The following is a 19,644-nucleotide window of genomic DNA, read 5'->3' as shown; positions in this document are numbered from 1 at the left end:
AGGGGGGTACCCACAGGGGCGCGGGGAACTGCGCGAGAACCACCCACGCACCCGCACCCGGCATCCCTCACCCCAGCGCCGGTTCCCCCAGCACCACCGTCCCCGCCCCCGCGTCCAGTTCGCCCCGCACCCCGAAGGGGACCGTCACCGCCCCGGGTCCGTGTCCGAAGCCGAACTCCTCCGCGACCGGGACGCCGAGCCCGCCGAGGCGGTCGGCGAGGACCGCACGGACGCGGTCGTAGGGGCCGCAGTCCTGCCAGGAGCCGAGGAGGATCCCGGCCACACCGTCCAGCCGCCCCGCGCGCAGCAGATGGGTGAGGTCCCGGTCCAGGCGGTACGGCTCCTCCCCCACGTCCTCCAGGCAGAGCAGGCCGCCTGCGGTGGTGGGGCGGGCGTGGGGCGTGCCGAGGTCGGAGGCGAGGAGGGAGAGGCAGCCGCCCAGCAGGACGCCGCTCGCCCGGCCGGGGACCAGGGCCTGTCCGCCGGAGGTGAGGGTCATGACCGTCTCCGGGGCGAACAGGGTGGCCCGCAGATGGTCCTGGGCCCGGGTGTTCTTGAGGAAGTCGACGCCCGCCGCCATCGGCCCGTGCAGGGTGACCAGGCCGAGGCGGACGGCGAACGCCTCGTGCAGGGCGGTGATGTCGCTGAAGCCGACGAAGACCTTGGGTCCGGCGGCCCGCATCGCGTCCCAGTCGAGCAGGTCCACCATGCGCTGGGCGCCGTACCCGCCCCGGGCGCACAGCACCGCGTCCACGGCCGGGTCGCACCAGGCGCGCTGGAGGTCGGCGGCGCGGTCGGCGTCGGTTCCGGCGAGGTGGTCGAAGTCGGGGTGGCGGTCCAGGACGTGGGGCTGGGCGACCGGGTCGAGGTCCCAGCCGCGCAGCAGGTCCAGGCCCGCCTGAAGGCGGTCCTCGGGGACCGGGCCGCTGGGTGCGACGACGGCCACTCGGGCGCCGGGCGCGAGGCGGGCGGGCCGCCGCAGTTCCGGCACGGTGTACGTCATCGCGTCAGCTCCAGGGACGGGGTGCCGTCGGCGGGGGTGAAACCGAAGACCTGGGCGTAGAGGGAGAGTTCGGCCTCCAGGGCGCGGACCATGGTGTCGGCGCGGCGGAAGCCGTGGCCCTCGCCCGCGAAGGCGAGATAGGCGTGCGGGACGCCCCGTCCGGCCATCCGGGCGATGAGGCGTTCGGCCTGGACCGGGGGGCAGATCACGTCGTCCAGCCCCTGGAGCAGCAGGAAGGGCGCGGTGATCCGGTCGGCGTGCTCGATCGGGGAGCGGGTCCGGTAGAGGGCGGGTTCGTAGGGGCCGACGAGGCTGTGCAGGTACTGGGACTCGAAGTCGTGGGTGCCGTCGGTGACCCAGTCGGTGAGGTCGAGCACGGGGTAGCTGATCGTGCCGCAGGCGTAGACGTCGGTGGTGGCGAGGGAGGCGGCCGAGGTCCAGCCGCCCGCGCTGCCGCCCCGGATCGCGAGCCGGGCCGGGTCGGCGGTGCCCTCGGCGGCGAGGGCGCGGGCGACGGCCGCGCAGTCCTCCACGTCCACCACGCCCCACTGGCCGCGCAGCCGGTCGCGGTAGGCGCGGCCGTAGCCGGTGGAGCCGCCGTAGTTGACCTCGGCGACCCCGATGCCGCGCGAGGTGAAGTAGGCGATCTCCAGGTCGAGGACCAGCGGGCTGCGGCTGGTCGGCCCGCCGTGCGCCCACACCACGTACGGCGGGAGTTCGCCGTCGGGCGCGGTGTGCGCGGGGTGGTGGGGCGGGTGGAGGTGGGCGTGGATGTCGCGCCCGCCGGGGCCGGTGAGGACCCGGGCCTCGGGGCGGGCGTAGTGGGCGGGGTCGACGGCGTCGTGGTGGGGGGCGCCGACGACCCGGGTGTGACCGGTGACGGTGTCCAGCTCGACGACCTCGGCGCCGCTGAGCGGACCGGCGCCGACGGCCACCACCCGTTCCCCGTCGGCGGCGAGGGTGCCGCCGAACTCGGTCCAGGGCCCGGCGGCGTCCGTGATCACGCCGCTCTCCGGGTCGAGGAGGCCGAGCGCGCTGCCGCCCCGGCCGTGCAGGACGGCGATCCGGCCGTCGGCGAGGGGGGCGAACCAGCGCAGCCCGATCTTCCACAGCGGCCCGCCGAACTCTTCCTCGCGCGGGCACAGGGGCCGTCCGTCGCGGTAGAGGTTCCACCAGCCGGTGCGGTCGCTGGAGTACAGCAGGGCCCCGTCGGCGGCGAACTCGGCCTGTGCGATCGACTCCCCGGGCCCGCCCGCGACGGTCCGCGCCCCGGTGAGGGTGCCGTGGTCGCCGACCTCGGCGAGGAGCAGTTCGGTGCCGTCCCAGGGCATCCGGGGGTGGTCCCAGCCGAGCCAGACCGCGTGCCGCCCGTCCGGCGAGAGGCGGGGCCCGGTGACGAACCGGTGCCGCTCGGGCGCGAGTTCCCGGACGGCGGCCCGGTCACCGGCGGCCGATCCGTCGAGCGGTACGGCGGCCAGGACCCGGCGGACGTCGGTGGGCCGTTCGCCGGTGAACTCCTCCAGCACGCACCACACCTCGCCCCGCCCGGCCAGGACGACGGGGTCGGCCCAGCGCAGTCCGCCGCCCACGCCGGAGAGCGGGGTGAGGGGGACGGGGTCGCTCCCGGGTTCGTAGCGGTAGAGGCGCTGGTCGGGGAGGTGGACGAAGACCAGGACCGGGCCGGTGGCGGTCGCCGCGCCCGCCCAGGGGCGGCCCCCGTACTCGATGACCCGGGAGCGGACGTTCCAGGGGGCGGGCAGGACGGATACGGCGGTGCCGTCGGGGCGGCGGCGGATCAGGGCGCGGCGGCCGGCCTCGGTGGGCCGGGGTTCGGTCCACCAGATCTCGTCGCCGACGAAGCCCGGGTACTCGGGGTGCCCGTCGTGCGCGGCGGCGAGGGCCGCGGTGACGGGGGACGGCCAGGAGCCGTACGGAAGGGTGGCCATTGTCGTCGTTCTCCCGGTCGTGGGTCAGGCGGTCCGCAGGAACCGGTCGAGCACCTGGACGCCGAACCGCAGCGCCTCGACGGGCACCCGTTCGTCGACGCCGTGGAAGAGGGCCTGGTAGTCGAAGCCCTCGGGCAGTTTCAGCGGGGCGAAGCCGTAGCCGGTGATGCCGAGCCGGGAGAACTGCTTGGCGTCGGTGCCGCCGGACATGCAGTACGGCACGACCCGGCCCTCGGGGGCGAACTCCTGGACGGCGTCCCGCATCCGCGCGAAGGTAGGCGAGTCCACCGGCGCCTGGAGGGCGACCTCGCGGTGGCTGTACTCCCAGTCGACGTCGGGCCCGGTCAGGGCGTCCAGCGTGGTCCGGAACTCGTCCTCGCCGCCGGGCAGGAACCGCCCGTCGACGTACGCGACCGCCTCGCCGGGGATGACATTGACCTTGTACCCGGCGCTGAGCATGGTCGGGTTGGCGCTGTTGCGGACGGTCGCCTCGACCAGCTTGGCGGCCGGGCCCAGCTTGGCCAGCAGGTGGTCCACGTCGGTCAGGTCGGGGTCGATGCCGTAGAGGGCGGCGAGTTCGGTGAGGGCGGCGGAGACGGTCGGGGTGAGGCGGAGCGGCCACTCATGGGCGCCGATGCGGGCGACGGCGGCGGACAGCCGGGTCACCGCGTTCTCCTGGTTGACCTTGGAGCCGTGCCCGGCGCGGCCCCGCGCGGTCAGCTTGAGCCAGCCGGTGCCGCGCTCGCCCGCCGCGATGGGGTAGATCGGCCGCCCGGACCCGTCGTGGAAGGTGAACGCGCCGGACTCGCTGATCCCCTCCGTGCAGCCCTCGAACAGCTCCGCGTGCCGGTCGGCGAGGAACCCGGAGCCGTCCTCGGCGCTGGCCTCCTCGTCGGCGGTGAACGCGATGACGACATCCCGCCGGGGCCGCACCCCTTCCCGCACCCAGGAGCGGACGGCGGCCAGGATCATCGCGTCCATGTTCTTCATGTCGACCGCGCCGCGCCCCCACACCACGCCGTCGCGGATCTCCCCGGAGAACGGGTGCACGCTCCAGTCGGCGGCCTCGGCGGGGACGACGTCCAGATGGCCGTGGACCAGCAGCGCGTCGGCGGAAGGGTCGCTGCCCTCGAAGCGGGCGACGACATTGGTGCGCCCGGGGACCCGCTCCAGCAGCACCGGCTCCAGCCCGGCGTCCGCGAGGCGCTCGGCCGCGTACTCGGCGGCGGGCCGCTCCCGGCAGTCGCCGCCGCCCCGGTTGGTGGTGTCGATCCTGATCAGGTCGGAGGTGAACTCCACGACCTCGTCCAGGGCGCGCCCGTCAGCCATACTGCTCCTCCACGGCGGCCGAGACGATGGTGGTGACCGCCTTGAAGGTGCGGATCGCCTCGTACATGGTCGGGTTCGCGTACGCGATCCTGCGCTCCCCGGTGCGCTCGACGCCGGGGACGACGGTCGCGGCCATCGCCAGATGCTCGGCGTCGAACTCCAGCTCCATGGTGTGCGGCCCGGCGCTCACCGGCTCGTGCCGCACGGCCAGCGCGGTGGCCTCCTTGGCGGCGGCCCGGATGTCGGCGGCGGTCCTGGCGGGCGTACGGCAGACGGCCGCGTACCGCGAGACATGGTCCTTGACGGCGACCTTGCGGGCCTCGGGCGCGTAGCCCAGGGCGTCCTGGCAGGCCACGTCGTCCCCGGTGACCAGGACGACCGGGACGCCGTACTCGGCGACGACATGGGCGTTGAGCAGGCCCTCGCTGGCGCGGACGCCGTCGAGCCAGACGCCGGTGATGGAGTTGGCGAGGTAGGTGTGGGCGAGGACGCCCTCGTCCCCGGCACCGGCGTGGTAGCCGATGAAGGCGATGCCGTCGACGTCGTCGTGCTGGACGCCCTCGACCATGGAGAGGGACTTGTGGCGGCCGGTGAGCATCTCGGCGCGCTCGTCGAGGCGCTCCAGGAGGAGATTGCGCATGGTCCAGTGCGCCTCGTTGATCAGCACCTCGTCGGCGCCGCCGTCGAAGAAGCCGAGGACGGCGGCGTTGACGTCGGAGGTGAACATCGACCGGCACCGCTCCCACTGCGGCGTCCCGGGCAGCACGTCGGCCGGCCAGGTGACACCGGTGGCGCCCTCCATGTCGGCACTGATGAGGATCTTCATGATGCGTCACGTTACGCGGTGACTCGCGGCCGGACCAGGAGGGGGCCCACCGAAGATTTTCCGCCCGTACGACTATTCGGCGCCAGGAATCGCGGTCGTCTCCACGAGAACGCCGATTTTGTCGATGCGATGCTCGGGGTTGCCCATGGCGTCCCGCCAGAAGTTGCCCTCCGCGTTGTCCTCGGGCGTGGCACAGGTGGAGACCGTGATCATGGCCTCGGTGGGGGTCTCGCCGGGGCTGCCGGGCACGGCGGCCCGCTGCTCGGCCAGGGAACTGGGCGTGCGGAAGGAGGTCTCCCGGGTCTCGGTGATCCGGTAGGTGTACCGGACGCCGCCGAAGTCGACGGTGAGGGTGTCGCCGACGGCGAGGGAGGGCAGGTCGCGCAGCGGGCCGCCGGCGCTGAGGCGGTGGGCGGTGACGAGGTAGTTGCCGATCTCGCCGGGTCCGGCCCCGCCGCCGTCGCCGTAGGGGCTGGCGCCGAGGCCCTCGTTCTGGATGTCGGTGCCGGGCCGGTCGTCCGTGGTCCCCTCGTAGGGCACGATCTCCAGGGCGTCCAGGCCGATGTCCGGGATGCCGAGCGTGGCGGAGTCGGTGCGCGGGTCGGCGTCGGGGACCGGGGCGGTGGGTGACGGCTCCGGGGACGCCGTGGCGGCGGGACGGTCGGGGGGACCCGCGGCCGGGGTGGAGGCGGGCGGGCTGGTCGCGGCGGGCTCGGAGAGGGTGGCGGAGGCACTCGGCGTGGCCGAGTCCACACATCCGGTGATGAGAAGAACGAGTCCCGCGGCGACCGTGGCTATGGCACTGCGCCGAGCAGTCATACGTTCGAGCATAGGCGCGCAAGGGGTACCTCGGGCGGTTCACCCGATACCTGTGCACCGGCTGTCCGCCGCCCGCGACCGGGTGCGCGGGCGCGGGCGCGGAGCGGACTCGTCGGCGCGCTGTCGCCCCGTCCGCTCCAGCGCCCCGGCGCGCGGGCGCGGGACGGACCGGGCGGACCGGGCGGACCGGACCGGGCAGACCGGACCGGGCGGCGCGGCGCCGTGCGCGGCCCGGTGGGTGCGGTCAGCCCGTGGGGCCCACCACCTGCCATTTCGCGGGCAGTTCGAGGCGGGCGCCGTCGGGTCCGTACTCCGTGGTGGTGAGCGGGAGATCGCCCTCGGCGAGCACCGTGAGACCGGCCACACCGAGGTAGACCGGGAGGGCCGCGTCCGCCACCTCCCCCGGGGTGAGGCCGTGCCGGAAAACCGGGGCGAGCTTGGCGGGCGGACCGGACGGGCTCTGCGCGAGCCCCTTGAGCAGCTCCCCGGCGGCCTCCGCCAGTTCCACCAGCACCGCCCGCCCCCGGCCGCCGAGCAGGGTGGCCACCCCGTCCACCAGCGCCTGCCGGTCCTGCGGCGCGCTCTGGTGCAGCACCCCGCGCACATAGACATTGGCGTCGCCCAACTCGGCGTGCAGCGCGGCCACTTCGATACCGTCGGTGGCGTCCAGCACCCGGTACCCCGCCTGTCCGGCCGGGTCGGCGGCGCGCGCGTGGTCCAGCGCCGCCGCGGAGAGGTCGACGCCCAGCACCCGGGGGAACCGGTCGGCGAGGAAGCGGGTCTGGGTGCCGTTGCCGCAGCCCAGGTCGATCAGCGGCAGCCCGGGGTCCACGATCCGCGGCTCGAACAGCGCCAGATGCACCCCCGAGGTCAGCACCGGCTCGGCGTCCCAGAACACCGCCCCGGGCTCCCCGGACGCCTCGCGCCAGAAACTCTCCCAGGACTCCCGGTACCGCGCGGTCACACCCATACCAGCTCCCCTTCCCCGATTCCCCGTCGAGCGCCGCCCTCTCACCGTGTGTGAACGGCCGGATACGGTCCTATCGCGCCGGGCGGGCCACTACAAGACGCGGGTGCCTTCCTTCACGGGTCCTCCGGCGAGCCCCCGTCGCACGGCTCCGTCAGCCGCGCCCGGACAAGCGCCGCCGGGGCAGCCCGAGTTCGAACCAGACCGTCTTGCCGACCCCGGTCCGGCTCGCGCCCCACTCCCGGGCCAGGGTGCTCACCACCCGCAGCCCGCGCCCCTCGTCGGCCAGCGGCCCGGCGCTGAGCAGCGTCGGCAGATCGTGGTCGTCGTCGTCCACCTCGCACAGCAGGGTCTCCCCGCGCACCAGCCGCAGTACGACCGGCCCGCGCCGGGAGTGCCGTACGGCGTTGGTGACCAGTTCGCTGACCATCAGCTCGGCGGTGTCGATCAGCTTGCGCGGCAGCTCCCACTCGTGGAGCTGCTCCCGGACCACCGCGCGGGCCCGGCACACCTCCGACGGGTCCACGGTCAGCCGCCATTCGGCCACGTCGTCCGGGGCGACCCCGCCGAGCCGGACCATCAGCAGCGCCACGTCGTCCTTGCGGCCACCGCGGGGGTTCAGGGCGCGGATGATGGTGTCGCAGGCGGCGTCCATGGACGCGGCCGGGTGGGCGGCGGACTCGCACAGGGTGGCCAGTCCGACGCCGATGTCCTCGCCGCGCACCTCCACCAGCCCGTCGGTGCACATCACCAGCCGGTCGCCGGGCTCCACCCGGACCCGGACCGCCTCGAAGGGCACTCCGCCGACCCCTATCGGGGCGCCCGTCGGCAGATCGAGCAGCTCACCGCGCCCGTCCCCGGCGCGCACCAGCACCGGGGGGATGTGCCCGGCGTTGGCGATGGTCAGCTCCCCGGCGAGGGGGTCGTAGACGGCGTAGAGGCAGGTGGCGAGGTAGGTGTCGCCCAGGCGCTGGGCGAGGTCGTCGAGATTGCGCAGCAGCCGGGCGGGCGGTACGTCCAGGGCGGCCATGGTCTGCACGGCGGTGCGCAACTGGCCCATCATCGCCGCCGAGTTGAGACCGTGGCCCATCACATCGCCGACGACGAACGCGGTCCGGGCGCCGGGCAGTTTCACCGAGTCGAACCAGTCGCCGCCGATCCGGCCGAGCCGGGTGCCGGGCAGATAGCGGGTGGCGATGTCGCAGCCCGCCATGCGCGGCGGGATGTGCGGCAGCATGCTGTCCTGGAGGGTGTCGGCGACCGCCTCCTGGTAGGTGTACATGCGCGCGTTGTCGAGGACGAGTCCGGCGCGAGCGGCGAGTTCGGCGCCGGTGGCGCGGTCCATGTCGTTGAACTCGACGCGCCCGGGGTGGCGCAGCAGGATCATGAAGCCCAGGACGACCTGGCGGGCCTTGAGCGGGACGATCAGCATGGAGCGGCCGTTGATCAGCGGGCGGATGTCCCGCTTCTCGAACTGCGAGGCGATGGTGTGCCCCAGGCGCTCGCTGATGCGCGGCACGAGCACCGGCTCACCGGTCGTCATGCACTGGAAGAACGGGGTGTGCGCGGGGAACGGCATGGCCTCGCCGACCGGCACCACGTCGTCCCAGCGGCCGGGTTCGTCGGTGTGCTCGACGGCCACCCGGTGCCACAGGGTGGTGGTGTCGGGCACGCCCTCGGGGAACCCCTCGCCGGCCACCACCTGTTCGCGCAGATAGGTCCCGGCGACATCGGTGAAGCGGGGCACGACGGCCCGGCTGACCTCGACGATGGTCCGGGACAGATCCAGCGACGTACCGATCCTGCCGCTGACCTCGTTGAGGAACTCCAGGCGCTCGCGGACCGCGGTGTACTCCAGGTCCTCGGGGTCGTCCCCGGCGTCAGGGGGAACGGGGAGGCCGCTCGCCCGTGCGCGGGCGGCGCGTTCGTGGCGGGCGCGGCGCTCGGCGCGGCGGGGGACGCCCCAGTCGGGGGTGACCGGGACCAGTTCGCTGCTGCTGAACTCCAGGACCGGGTAGCCGAGTTCGAGGATCTGGGCGGCGATCCGGGAGCTGTCGGCGACGCTCATGCCGGGCAGGATGTCGGGCAGGCGGCGGGCGAGCCGGTCGGCGCCGGGGAAGTCGGTGTGCAGGGCGAAGCCGGGGGCGATGACTTCCGCTGCGCGGCCCTCGACGGTGGGGGCTTCCCTGACGGGGTCCTCCCCAGCGGGGTCCGCCATGGCGGAGCCCTCCACGGCAGGGTCCTCCACGGCGGGGTCCTCCTCGGCGGTGCCGGGGCGGCGCAGCGAGGCGGCGTCGGTGGCGAGCACCAGCAGCCGTTCGGGCCCGGGGCCGACCAGGGGGTAGGCCCACCACAGCACATCGATCCGGCCGCGCTCGGGCACGGTGAGCCGGGCGCGCCCGGCGGCCGGGTGGGACAGCCGTCCACCGAGTGAGGATTCCAGATCGGGGCCCTCGTACCCGTCGCAGACCGGGTCCCCGCCATGGGGGTGCTCCTCGTCGGGGAGCGCGCCGGAGACGGGCAGCAGATCGGTGACCGGGCGGCCGACGGCGGCCTCCCTCGGGACCTGGAAGATCCGCCGCGCGCCCCTGCTCCAGTGCGAGACGAGCCCGCCGCCGTCCACGACGACCACGGCGAGGGGGATGCGTCCGGGGGTGGGCGGCTCGACGGTGGTGGGCTCTCCGGCAGGGGCGGGCGCTGCGGCAAGGTCGGGCGCTGCGGTGGTGGGCCCTCCGGTGGCGGCGGGGCCGACGACGGCGGGTGGTCCGGCGGTGGCGTGCCCGGTGGTGGTGGAGAGCCCGGCGTCGGCGGACGGTCCGGCGGTGACGGGCGCTCCGGGGGCGGGCGGGCCGGCGTCGGCGGGCTCCCCGCCGGTGGCGTGCCCGGTGTCGGTGGCGTGCCCGGTGCCGGTGGGTTGTGCGGCGGAGCCGGGTGGTGCGCTCGGCGTGTCCGGACCGGCCGCACGGCCGGGAACCTCCCGGTCGGTGCCATGGTTCATGGCCCAGCCTCTCTCCCCCATGCCTCCACAAGATCTGTTCCCGCGACCACGGTACGGCGGCGCCCGCTCACGATGTGTGCCAATACGCGAATTCCCCGGCCCCGTCCGCCCGGTCACCGCTCCGGCGCACTCAGGCGTGCGAAGGGGCGCCCGGGTGAGCGGTGCGCGGGGGCTCTCACGCCGGGGGCCGCCGCCGGTCCGTCGTCAGTCCTCGTGGCCGAGCTGGAGGTCGCGTTCGGTACGGCCGCCGCCCGCGACCCGCAGGACGGTGGCGACGGGCGGGTATCCGGCGGCGATGACGGTGTACTCGCCGGAGGAGAGGTCGACGAAGCGGAAGGTGCCGTCGGGGCCGGTGGTGAGGGTGTCGACGACATTGCCCGCGGCGTCGAGCAGGGTGACGCGGGCGTCCTCGACCGGGCGTCCGCCCCCGGCCCGGACCGTGCCGCGCAGCACGGCGCCCCCGGCGAGTTCGATGTCCTGGCGGGTCTCGCGGGACGCCTGGACGGTGATGGGGAGGGCGGCCGGGCGGAAGGCGGGCGCGCTGGCGGCGAGGGTGTACTCGCCCGCGACCAGCTCGCTGATGACATACCCGCCCTCGCGCCCGCTGCGGGTGCTGGAGACGACTTCGCCGTGGACGTTGGTGAGGGTGACCGTGGCGTCCCGGACGGGGCTGCCGTCGGCGGTGAGGACGGCTCCGGCGAGGCGGCCCGCGCCGCCGAGGACGACATCGAGTTCGACGGGGCGCTCGGCGACGGAGACGGAGACGGCCTGCGGCTGGTGGCCGCCCGCGGCGGCAATCAGGACGTAGGCGCCGGGGCCGGGGGTGGCCAGCGCGTAGCGTCCGTCCTCGCCGCTGGCGCCCCGCCCGATCTGCTGTCCGGCCGCGTCGATGAGGGTGAGCGCGGCGCGGGGCACGGCGGTGCCGTCGGGGTGCTGGACCGTGCCGCAGACGGGGATCCCGGCGGTGTGCGGGACCCGGGCGCCGGGGACGGTGACGGTCACCTCGGTGATCTGCGGTTCGGCCAGCGCGGCTGTGGGGGCGTTGTGGGACACCAGCGGTTTCTCCTTGAGGAAGAAGGCGAGGAACAGGCCGACGACCAGGACCGGTACGAGGTAGAGGAAGATCCTCGGCATGGCGTCGGCGTACGCCTGGATGTAGGCGTCGCGCAGGGCGGGCGGCAGGGCGTGGACCGCCTGCGGGGTGAGGGACTCGGCGTCGGGCAGTTCGGTGCCGGGGGTGCGGGGCAGCCGGTCGGCGAGGGCGTCGGTGAGGCGGTCGGCGAAGAGGGTGCCGAAGACGGCGGCGCCGACGCTGCCGCCGATCTGCCGGAAGTAGTTGTTCGCGCTGGTGGCGGTGCCGAGGTCGGCGGGGCGCACGGAGTTCTGCACGGCGAGCACCAGGACCGGCATCACCATGCCGATCCCGGCACCGAGGACGAACATCCAGACGCTGTACTGCCAGCGCGGGGTGCCGGTCTCCAGTTGGGAGAGCAGATACATCCCTGCGACGGACAGGGCCCCGCCGAGAATGGGGTGGATCTTGTAGCGGCCGGAGTGGGTGATGAGCTGTCCGGAGACGATGGAGGCGCCGACGATGCCGCCCATCATGGGCAGCATCAGCAGCCCGGACTCGGTGGCGGAGGCGCCGTCGACCATCTGGAGGTAGGTCGGCAGATAACTGGCGGCGCCGAACAGCGCGACACCGATCACCAGGCCCACCAGACCGGTGATGTTGAAGACGGAGTCGCGGAACAGCCGCAGCGGGATGAGGGGTTCGGCGGCGTACCGCTCCGCGGCCAGGAAGAGCAGGGCACTGACCACGGCCCCGGCGGCGAGCCCGAGGATCATCCGCGAGCCCCAGGCGTACTCGGTGCCGCCCCAACTGGTCAGCAGGACCAGGCAGGTGGAGGCGGCGGCGAGCAGCAGGGTGCCGAGGAAGTCGAACCGGGCTTTGGCGGTGGGCTTGGGGAGTTTGAGGACGACGGCGACCACGGCCATGGTGAGCAGGCCGAAGGGGATGTTGATGTAGAAGCACCAGCGCCAGGAGAGATGGTCGGTGAAGTAGCCGCCGAGCAGCGGCCCGGCGACCGAGGCGAGACCGAACGCGGCGCCGATCAGGCCCATGAACCGGCCGCGCTCACGGGGCGGCACGATGTCCGCGATGATCGCCTGGACGCCGATCATCAGCCCGCCCGCGCCGACGCCCTGCACCGCGCGGAAGGCGATCAACTGGTCCATGGTCTGGGCGCGGCCGGCCAGGGCGGAGCCGATGACGAAGACGACGATGGCGAACTGGAAGACGCCCTTGCGGCCGAGGAGGTCGCCGAGCTTGCCGTAGACCGGGAGGCCGACGGTGGAGGTGAGCAGATAGGCGGTGATCGCCCAGGACATCTTGTCCAGGCCGTGCAGATCGCCGACGATCTTCGGGAGCGCGGTGGCGACGATCATCTGCTCCAGCGCGGCGAGCAGCAGCGCGAGCATCAGCCCGAAGAAGACCAGCCGCACCCGGCGCGGGCTGAGTTCACCGGGACCGGCGGCCGGTGGGGGTGCCGGGGGTGCCGGGGCCGTTTCGTCCCGTACCGGCTCGTCCTGCACCAGAGTGATCCCGCCCACGTAACGCTCCCCTCGTCGCGCCTGCCGCAGATGTCCCGCGTGAAGCGAGAACTCACGGCAAGCGCTACGAGTTACGACGTAACGCAACTTCGGGGGTGGATCCACTCGAAACGGTGAGAATCCCAGGGAACCGGTTTAATTCGACTCCCCTCGGTTTCCCTCGACTTCGCCCTCGTCCGCGTCAACTCCCGTACGGTTAGGGGGGCTTGGGGCGGGAGACGGCGGGGTACGGGAGGATCCCGGCGGGTCCCCGGGATCCGGGTGGCGTCCGGACCCCGAGGGGCGGTCGGATCCCCAGGGGGCGGTCGGATCCCCGGGGGGGCGGTCGGATCCCGGGGGACGGTCGGCCGGGTCGGCTACTTCTCCACCTCGGCCGCCAGGCGGGTGAGGATCGCGTCGTAGATCCGGGCCAGGCCCTTGGGGGCGAAGGTCCGCTCGAAGAAGCCGCCGACACCGCCCGCGCCGGTCCAGGTGCTGGTCACCACGACCCGGGACCTGCCCTCACCGGCCGGGGTGACCCGCCAGACGGTGACCATGGAGGAGTTGCGGTCCTTCTCGACCAGCTCGCCGTCGCTGGGCTCGGTGACCTCCAGCAGACAGTCGCGGACGCGCTTGCTGGTGGCCTGGAGCTTCCAGTGGACGAGGCTGCCCTCGCCGTCGCCGCCCTCGCGCACCTCGTACTCGCTGAACTGCTCCGGCAGCAGCTTCGCGCGCGCACCGCTGTAGTCGGCGAGGGTGTCGAACACGGTCTCCGGGTCCGCTGCGACGACCCGCTCGGTAGTGGCCTCGACCTGCGCCATCGACTTCCTCCAGGACATGCGATCTCGGGGCTTGCTCGGGATGGGCCCACCCAACCACCCCGGTCGCCGGGCGCCCAAATCGGGGTGCGCGCGCCGGCGCGGGGGTGATCGCCGGGTGACACGCCGTACCCGGAGAGCGGCGGTCGCACGATCATGGGAACAGATGTTCTATTCTGTGGCGCAGTGCTACCGAGGAGGCGTCATGCGCTGGGAGAACCTCACCGTGGAGTCCGGGGGCCACAGCAGGGCGGCCGACGCCGCGCTGTTCGGCGCGGACGCGGTGGTCAGCCGCACGTTCGACACGCCCGAGTTCCGTGGCATCACCTTCCACGAGGTGCGGGCCCGTTCGATCGTCAACCGGGTGCCCGGGGCCTCCCGAATGCCGTTCGAATGGACCATCAACCCCTACCGGGGCTGCTCGCACGCCTGCGTCTACTGCTTCGCCCGCAAGTCGCACAGCTATCTGGACCTGGACACCGGCCTGGACTTCGACTCGCAGATCGTGGTCAAGGTGAACGCGCCGGAGCTGCTGCGCCGCCAGCTCGCCTCCCGCCGCTGGCAGGGGGACCACATCGCGATGGGCACCAATGTGGACTGCTATCAGCGCGCCGAGGGCCGCTACCGGCTGATGCCGGGCATCCTGGCCGCCCTGCGCGACCACGCCAACCCGTTCTCGATCCTGACCAAGGGCACCCTGATCCTGCGCGACCTGGAGCTGCTCACCCAGGCCGCCGAGGTCACCGACGTGGGCATATCGGTGTCGGTGGGCTTCACCGACCAGGAGCTGTGGCGCACGGTCGAACCGGGGACCCCGGCCCCGGAACGGCGCCTGGACGTCGTACGGGCGCTGTCCGAGCGGGGCATCGGGTGCGGGGTGCTGATGGCGCCGGTGCTGCCCTTCCTCAGCGACGACCCGGCCCGGCTGCGGGCCACGGTCCGGGCCGTCGCCGCCGCCGGGGCCACCTCGGTCACGCCCCTGGTGCTGCATCTGCGGCCCGGCGCCCGCGAGTGGTACAGCGCCTGGCTGGCCCGCCACCACCCGCATCTGGTCCGCCGCTACGAGCGGCTCTACGCCGACGGCGCCTACGCGCCCAAGTGGTACCAGCGCCGGATCACCCGCCAGGTGCACGACCTCGCCCGGGAGTACGGGATCGGCCCCACGCGCGCGGGCATGCCCCGCCGACTGCCGGAACCACCGGCCCCGGAGACCATGGAACCCACCGGGCCGACCCAGCTCACCCTGATGTGAGGACCGCCCACGCCGGGCCGAACCGGACCGGGCCGTGCCGGGGGCGACCCGCGTTCGCGCGCACCGGCCTTCACCTGCCCGCATCTGAACGCACGCACCGGGTCACACAATAGGGTCAACTACTGATCGAACAGGTTCTTCCGGGCGCCGATTTCGGGACGATGCGGCGCGGGACCCGCGACACGCGCGGTCCGTTTTCCCCACCCCGGGAGGCCCCGTGAGAAGACGCGCAGCCCTGCTGTGCGGCGCCGCCGCCGTGCTGACAGCCACCGCGCTGACGGCCCCGCCCGCCCAGGCGGACGCCCCGCGGGCCGCGGACCCCGCACCCGGGGCGCCGCCCCTGGCGTGGCAGAAGTGCGGCACCACCGCCCATCCCCGGCTCCAGTGCGCGTCGCTCACCGTGCCCCTCGACCACGACGACCCGCACGGCGAGCAGATCACGCTGGCCCTGTCCCGGGTGCCGCACACCGCGAAGACCTCCCAGGGGCCGCTGCTGGTCAACCCCGGCGGTCCGGGCGGCAGCGGGCTGGGCCTCGCCGGGTTCGTCGCCTCGGCCCTGCCCGAGAAGGTCGCGGCCCAGTACGACGTCATCGGGTTCGACCCGCGCGGGGTGGGCCGCAGCCGCCCCGCCCTGGACTGCGCCCCCGGCCACTTCGGCCCCGTCCGCCCCGACTCGCTGCCCACCACCCGGGCCGTCGAGGAGGCGAACCTCGCGCGCGCGAAGTCCTTCGCCGACGCCTGCGCCCAAAAACACGCCCCTCTCCTGCCGCACATCAACACCCTCAGCGCCGCGCGCGACATGGACCGTGTCCGGGCCGCCCTGGGCGCCGAGCGGATCAGCTACTTCGGCTACTCCTACGGCACCTACCTCGGCGCGGTCTACGCGAAGCTGTACCCGCGGCGCGTCCACCGGGCCGTACTGGACTCGGTCGTCGACCCGACGGGCGTCTGGTACGCCGACAATCTCGCCCAGGACCAAGCCTTCGACGCCCGCCACCGCGCCCTGATGGCCTGGATCGCCCGCCACGACGCCGTCTACGGGCTGGGCACCGACCCCGCGCGCGTGGAGGCGCGGTGGTACGCGATGCGGGCGGCCCTGGCCGAGAAGCCCGCCGAGGGCACCGTCGGCGCCGCCGAACTGGAGGACACCTTCCTGCCCGGCGGCTACTACAACGGCTACTGGCCCCGCCTCGCCGAGGCGCTCGCCGCGTACGTGGGCGAGCACGACCCCGGCCCGCTGGTCGCGGCGTACGAGGATCTCGCCGCGGTGGACACCGCCGGGGACAACGGCTACAGCGTCTACACCTCGGTGCAGTGCCGGGACGCCGGCTGGCCCCGGGACTGGGGCACCTGGCGCGCGGACAACTGGCGGACGTATGCCAAGGCGCCCTTCATGACCTGGAACAACGCCTGGTACAACGCACCCTGCGCCTTCTGGCCGGGCGAGCCGCTGCGCCCGGTGGACGTGACCAACGCCGAGCTGCCCCCGGTGCTGCTCTTCCAGGCCACGGACGACGCGGCCACCCCGTACGAGGGCGGCGCGACCCTGCACCGGCTGCTGCGCGGCTCCCGCCTGGTCGTCGAGGAGGGCGGCGGCAACCACGGCATCACGCTCAGCGGCAACACCTGTCTCGACCGGCATCTGGCGGCCTACCTCACCGACGGCACCGTCCCGGACGGCACCGGCGGGGGCGGCGCGGACGCGGTGTGCCCGGCGTCACCGGACCCGAAGCCGCCGGGCAAGGCGACCAAGGCGGCCGGAGAACCGGCGAACGGTTCCGCGAACGGCTCGGCCCTGCACGAGCTGCTGGGCTTCCGGGGCTGACCCGCACGCCCCTCGCCGGGGCGTTGTCAGACCCGTGATCCATGATGGAGGCATGAGCGAGAAGAGTGAGCCGACCAGGATCCCCGTCCCGGCCGGGGTGGCGCCCGCCGCCCAGTACGCGCATGTGGTGATGGGCACCGGGCGGTTCGTGGCCGTGGCCGGGCAGATCGCCCTCGACGAGCACGGAGAGCTGATCGGCGAGGGCGACCCCGCCGCGCAGGCCCGCCAGGTCTTCGAGAACCTGCGCCGCTGTCTGGCCGCGGCGGGCGCGGACTTCGGCGATGTCGTCAAACTCACCTACTTCGTCACGGACATGGCCCATATGCCGGCCATCCGCGAGGCCCGCGCCGCGCACATACCCGACGACCGGCTCCCGGCGGCCTCCGCGATCCGGGTCGCCGGGCTGGTCCGCCCGGAGTTCCTGATGGAGATCGAGGCGTTCGCGGTGGTGGGCGAGGAGTGAGCGGGGCAGGCGTGCGGGAGATGAGGTACGAGGACTGCGCCCGGGTGGCCGAGATCCGCACCGAGGGGTGGCGCTCCGCCTACCGGGGCCTGATGCCGCAGCCCTATCTCGATGCCCTCAGTGCCGCCGAGGACGCCGAGCGCCAGCGCGCGCGCTTCGCCCGCCGCGCCACCGGGGTGGTCGACCTGGTGGCGGAGCGGGACGGCGAGATCCTCGGCTGGGCCTGCCACGGCCCGTACCGCGACGACACGGCAGAGGGCCCTGAGGTGGACGCGGACGCGGAGCTGTACGCGCTCTACGTGGACCCGGCCCGGCAGGGCCAGGGCGTCGGACAGTCCCTGCTGCGGGAGTCCCTGCGCGCCCGCACGGCGGCCGGACATCCCCGGATGCTCCTCTGGGTGGTCCGGGGCAACACCCGCGCCCGCCGCTTCTACGCACACGCGGGCTTCCACCCGGACGGCACCGAGGAGCCGTACGAGGTGGCGGGGGCGCTGGTGCCGGAGGTGCGGTATGTGCGGGGGTTGGGGTGACTTGTGTGCGGGGGCTGGGGTGACTTGTGTGCGGGGGTTGGGGGGATTTGTGTGCGGGGGTTGGGGGGCTTCGTGTGCGGAGGGTGAGGTGACCTCGGGGGCGGGGCTGAGGTGACCTCGTGAGCGGGGGCTGAGGTGACCTCGGGGCATCGGGGCCGACCGGGCTCGGGGGTGCCGGGATGCGGGCACATGCGGGCACCCCCGAGCCCGGTCGGCCTCCCCCTCTGCTCCGGCTACCTCCCCCTCTGCTCCGGGATCCTCGCCAGCGCCCCCATCGCCGCCTCCGCGAGGGGCGGGTGGGCCAGGGCCTGCTGGAGTACGGGGCGGGCGCGCGGGTCGCCCAGGGTGGCCAGCCCCTCCACGCAGGCCAGGGCCACCCGGCGGTACGGGTCGTGCGGGCGGAGCCGCCGCTGAAGGGTGGTGACCAGGGCGGGGACGGACTCGGGGGCGCGCAGTTCGGTGAGCAGCCGCACCGGGTGCAGGGCGTAGGCGACCCGCAGTTCATTGGTGGCGAGGGCGGCGGCGGCGCGGGCGGTGCGGGGGTCGCCGAGGCGGGCGAGGGCCTGGGCCGCACAGGCGCAGCGGGCCGGGTCGCGATGGTTGAGCAGCAGCACCAGTGCCTCGAAGGCCCGCCGGTCACCGGCCAGGCCCAGCCGGTAGGCGACCAGTTCCCGGGCCCACAGCGGCTGTGTGGGCGCGGTCAGCACCGCCGCCAGTTCATCGCGGTCGCCGCTCGCGGCCAGTCGTTCGTAGAGGGCCGAGCGTCCGGACTCCTGGCGCAGGCGCTCCAGGACCGCCCGGTCCTCCCGTTCCACGCCCTCCGTGGGGGCCGACGGTTCCGACTGTTCCGCTTCTTCCATGAGCCCGCATCACTCCGGTCGGTAGGGAACACCAGTGACATACCCGGCGCTGTGACATCAACTCCGGCCGCGACGGGGGGACACGGGACCACCGGCGCGCAAGACCGCGCCGGTCCATCGTTCGGTTGAATCCCGCTTCCACCAGGGGCCCGGCCCCGGCTCCGAACGGCCGACGCGGTGGCCCCGGGCCGCGCGGCAGGATCGTCACCGACGGGACGAACGGCGCGCCCCTTTCCCTCCCCAACTGCCAGCCAGCAGAGAGGTGCTCAGCATGTCCAGCCACTTCAGCCGACGGACGATCCTCGGCGCGGGTGCCGGGGTCGGCGCCGCCCTCGGTCTCGGCGCACTCGGCGCCCCCACCGCGACCGCCGCCACGGCCTCCGGTACCGGAGGCGGCGAGGAGACCCGGTCGCTCGACGAGTTGTACGAGGCAGCGCTGGCGGAGGGCGGCAGGTTCGTCGCGTACTTCGGCGGTGACTACGCGACCATGCACGACGGCATCAAGAACGCCTTCCTGAGCCGCTTCCCGGGGATCGATCTCACCGTGGTCGTGGACTACAGCAAGTACCACGACGTCCGGGTCGACAACCAGTTGGCCACCGGCACCCTGGTCCCCGACCTGGTGCAGTTCCAGACGCTGCACGACTTCCCGCGCTGGGACCGGGAGGGCCATCTGCTGCGGTACCGGCCAGCCGGTTTCTCCAAGGTGCACAGCGGTTTCAAGGCGTCGAACGGGTCGTCGGTCGCGCTGATCGCGAACGCGTTCAGCTTCGTGCCGAATGTCACGGCGGTAGGGGCGGCGGACGCGCCGCGCACGCCGCTCGACCTGCTCGACCCGAAGTGGAAGGGGCGGCTGGTGGCCCGCTATCCGCACGACGACGACGCGGCGCTGTATCTGTTCGTGCGGTACGTGGAGCGCTACGGCTGGGACTGGGCGGCGCGGTTCGCGGCGCAGGACGTGCAGTTCCTGCGGGGCGCCCTGCCGCTGGACGTGACGGCCGCGGGCCAGAAGGACATCGCGGTGGGCGTGGGGAGTTCGCCGGTCGCGGCTTCGACGCCGCTGCGGCTGACGATCCCGGACGGCGGCCACCCGTTCATGGCCTGGGGCCAGCGTGCCGCGATCCTCAAGCGGGCCCGGCACCCGGCCGCCGCCAAGCTGTACCTCAACTGGCAACTGTCGCCCGAACGGCAGCGGGTGATGCCCTGGACCGTGCGCACGGACGTACCGGCCCAGCCCGGACTGAAGCATGTGTGGGAGTACCCGGCCGCCGATGTGGACGGCTTCCCGGAGTTCATGGCCGACCGGGCTCTGGTGGAGCGGTGGAAGCAGACGTTCGCCCTGTACTTCGGTGAGGTGGTGGGCGAGCCGACACCGGGGTGGCTGGGGCTGCGTCCGGGCGCCTGACACTCCGCAGC

General features: G+C 73.8%; 15 protein-coding genes. 5 read left to right on the top strand and 10 right to left on the bottom strand.

Translation table 11 applies throughout. The annotated features are described in order from the left end of the window. Positions 1 to 67: 67 nt before the first annotated feature. The 9 genes from AB0O01_RS30700 to AB0O01_RS30660 form a co-directional block, all read right to left on the bottom strand. Positions 68 to 1,003 carry an LD-carboxypeptidase gene (locus AB0O01_RS30700; RefSeq protein WP_365318458.1) on the bottom strand — a complete coding sequence of 312 codons (936 nt, stop codon included), beginning with the start codon at positions 1,001 to 1,003 and terminating at the stop codon, positions 68 to 70. After that, positions 1,000 to 2,949, bottom strand: coding sequence for a prolyl oligopeptidase family serine peptidase (locus AB0O01_RS30695; RefSeq protein ID WP_365318456.1), 1,950 nt, complete (start codon positions 2,947 to 2,949; stop codon positions 1,000 to 1,002). The genes AB0O01_RS30700 and AB0O01_RS30695 overlap by 4 nt, the downstream gene beginning before the upstream one ends. Positions 2,950 to 2,973: 24 nt before the next feature. Then, positions 2,974 to 4,278, bottom strand: coding sequence for a M20/M25/M40 family metallo-hydrolase (locus AB0O01_RS30690; protein ID WP_365318454.1), 1,305 nt, complete (start codon positions 4,276 to 4,278; stop codon positions 2,974 to 2,976). Beyond that, positions 4,271 to 5,104 carry a M55 family metallopeptidase gene (locus AB0O01_RS30685; RefSeq protein ID WP_365318452.1) on the bottom strand — a complete coding sequence of 278 codons (834 nt, stop codon included), beginning with the start codon at positions 5,102 to 5,104 and terminating at the stop codon, positions 4,271 to 4,273. Before AB0O01_RS30685 ends, AB0O01_RS30690 begins: the two co-directional genes overlap by 8 nt. A gap of 72 nt (positions 5,105 to 5,176) precedes the next feature. After that, the gene (locus AB0O01_RS30680; RefSeq protein WP_365318450.1) at positions 5,177 to 5,923 is read right to left on the bottom strand and encodes a sortase; all 747 of its coding nucleotides are present in this window, start codon (positions 5,921 to 5,923) and stop codon (positions 5,177 to 5,179) included. A gap of 244 nt (positions 5,924 to 6,167) precedes the next feature. Then, entirely contained in the window at positions 6,168 to 6,893 is a 726-nt protein-coding gene (locus AB0O01_RS30675; RefSeq protein WP_365318448.1) for a class I SAM-dependent methyltransferase, read from the bottom strand. A 151-nt stretch (positions 6,894 to 7,044) separates the two neighbouring features. Then, positions 7,045 to 9,888 carry a SpoIIE family protein phosphatase gene (locus AB0O01_RS30670; protein WP_365318447.1) on the bottom strand — a complete coding sequence of 948 codons (2,844 nt, stop codon included), beginning with the start codon at positions 9,886 to 9,888 and terminating at the stop codon, positions 7,045 to 7,047. Positions 9,889 to 10,092: 204 nt separating this feature from the next. Continuing rightward, a complete protein-coding gene (locus AB0O01_RS30665; protein WP_365318445.1) occupies positions 10,093 to 12,501 on the bottom strand; it encodes an MFS transporter in 2,409 nt (802 codons plus the stop codon). Between the two features lie 356 nt (positions 12,502 to 12,857). Next, positions 12,858 to 13,301: an SRPBCC family protein gene (locus tag AB0O01_RS30660; RefSeq protein WP_365318443.1), complete on the bottom strand. Its 444-nt coding sequence runs from the start codon at positions 13,299 to 13,301 to the stop codon at positions 12,858 to 12,860. Positions 13,302 to 13,503: 202 nt separating this feature from the next. Here AB0O01_RS30660 and AB0O01_RS30655 point away from each other — a divergent pair, with 202 nt between their 5' ends. The 4 genes from AB0O01_RS30655 to AB0O01_RS30640 all read left to right on the top strand — a co-directional run bounded on the left by AB0O01_RS30655 (position 13,504) and on the right by AB0O01_RS30640 (position 17,368). Continuing rightward, complete coding sequence (locus AB0O01_RS30655; RefSeq protein WP_365318441.1) at positions 13,504 to 14,550, top strand: Rv2578c family radical SAM protein; 1,047 nt, start codon at positions 13,504 to 13,506, stop codon at positions 14,548 to 14,550. A gap of 217 nt (positions 14,551 to 14,767) precedes the next feature. Then, the gene (locus AB0O01_RS30650; protein ID WP_365318439.1) at positions 14,768 to 16,375 is read left to right on the top strand and encodes an alpha/beta hydrolase; all 1,608 of its coding nucleotides are present in this window, start codon (positions 14,768 to 14,770) and stop codon (positions 16,373 to 16,375) included. A 52-nt stretch (positions 16,376 to 16,427) separates the two neighbouring features. Further along, positions 16,428 to 16,838, top strand: coding sequence for a RidA family protein (locus AB0O01_RS30645; protein ID WP_365318438.1), 411 nt, complete (start codon positions 16,428 to 16,430; stop codon positions 16,836 to 16,838). Between the two features lie 20 nt (positions 16,839 to 16,858). Continuing rightward, a complete protein-coding gene (locus AB0O01_RS30640; RefSeq protein WP_365318677.1) occupies positions 16,859 to 17,368 on the top strand; it encodes a GNAT family N-acetyltransferase in 510 nt (169 codons plus the stop codon). Positions 17,369 to 17,601: 233 nt separating this feature from the next. On the opposite strand, the gene AB0O01_RS30635 is transcribed toward AB0O01_RS30640, so the two are convergent. Continuing rightward, positions 17,602 to 18,183: an adenylosuccinate lyase gene (locus AB0O01_RS30635; protein WP_365318675.1), complete on the bottom strand. Its 582-nt coding sequence runs from the start codon at positions 18,181 to 18,183 to the stop codon at positions 17,602 to 17,604. A 316-nt stretch (positions 18,184 to 18,499) separates the two neighbouring features. Here AB0O01_RS30635 and AB0O01_RS30630 point away from each other — a divergent pair, with 316 nt between their 5' ends. Continuing rightward, the gene (locus AB0O01_RS30630; RefSeq protein WP_365318436.1) at positions 18,500 to 19,633 is read left to right on the top strand and encodes an ABC transporter substrate-binding protein; all 1,134 of its coding nucleotides are present in this window, start codon (positions 18,500 to 18,502) and stop codon (positions 19,631 to 19,633) included. Positions 19,634 to 19,644 lie beyond the last annotated feature (11 nt).

This window comes from Streptomyces sp. NPDC093252, assembly GCF_040683675.1.
GTDB lineage: Bacteria > Actinomycetota > Actinomycetes > Streptomycetales > Streptomycetaceae > Streptomyces.
The sequence above is the reverse complement of the archived record's forward strand: the minus strand, read 5'-3'. Positions and strand labels throughout refer to the sequence as shown.

Coding starts and splice junctions, on each gene's coding strand:
- AB0O01_RS30670 (WP_365318447.1), bottom strand. CDS start 9,888: ATGAACCATGGCACCGACCGGGAGGTTCCCGGCCGTGCGGCCGGTCCG.
- AB0O01_RS30640 (WP_365318677.1), top strand. CDS start 16,859: ATGAGGTACGAGGACTGCGCCCGGGTGGCCGAGATCCGCACCGAGGGG.
- AB0O01_RS30645 (WP_365318438.1), top strand. CDS start 16,428: ATGAGCGAGAAGAGTGAGCCGACCAGGATCCCCGTCCCGGCCGGGGTG.
- AB0O01_RS30630 (WP_365318436.1), top strand. CDS start 18,500: ATGTCCAGCCACTTCAGCCGACGGACGATCCTCGGCGCGGGTGCCGGG.
- AB0O01_RS30700 (WP_365318458.1), bottom strand. CDS start 1,003: ATGACGTACACCGTGCCGGAACTGCGGCGGCCCGCCCGCCTCGCGCCC.
- AB0O01_RS30685 (WP_365318452.1), bottom strand. CDS start 5,104: ATGAAGATCCTCATCAGTGCCGACATGGAGGGCGCCACCGGTGTCACC.
- AB0O01_RS30655 (WP_365318441.1), top strand. CDS start 13,504: ATGCGCTGGGAGAACCTCACCGTGGAGTCCGGGGGCCACAGCAGGGCG.
- AB0O01_RS30660 (WP_365318443.1), bottom strand. CDS start 13,301: ATGGCGCAGGTCGAGGCCACTACCGAGCGGGTCGTCGCAGCGGACCCG.
- AB0O01_RS30680 (WP_365318450.1), bottom strand. CDS start 5,923: ATGACTGCTCGGCGCAGTGCCATAGCCACGGTCGCCGCGGGACTCGTT.
- AB0O01_RS30695 (WP_365318456.1), bottom strand. CDS start 2,949: ATGGCCACCCTTCCGTACGGCTCCTGGCCGTCCCCCGTCACCGCGGCC.
- AB0O01_RS30690 (WP_365318454.1), bottom strand. CDS start 4,278: ATGGCTGACGGGCGCGCCCTGGACGAGGTCGTGGAGTTCACCTCCGAC.
- AB0O01_RS30675 (WP_365318448.1), bottom strand. CDS start 6,893: ATGGGTGTGACCGCGCGGTACCGGGAGTCCTGGGAGAGTTTCTGGCGC.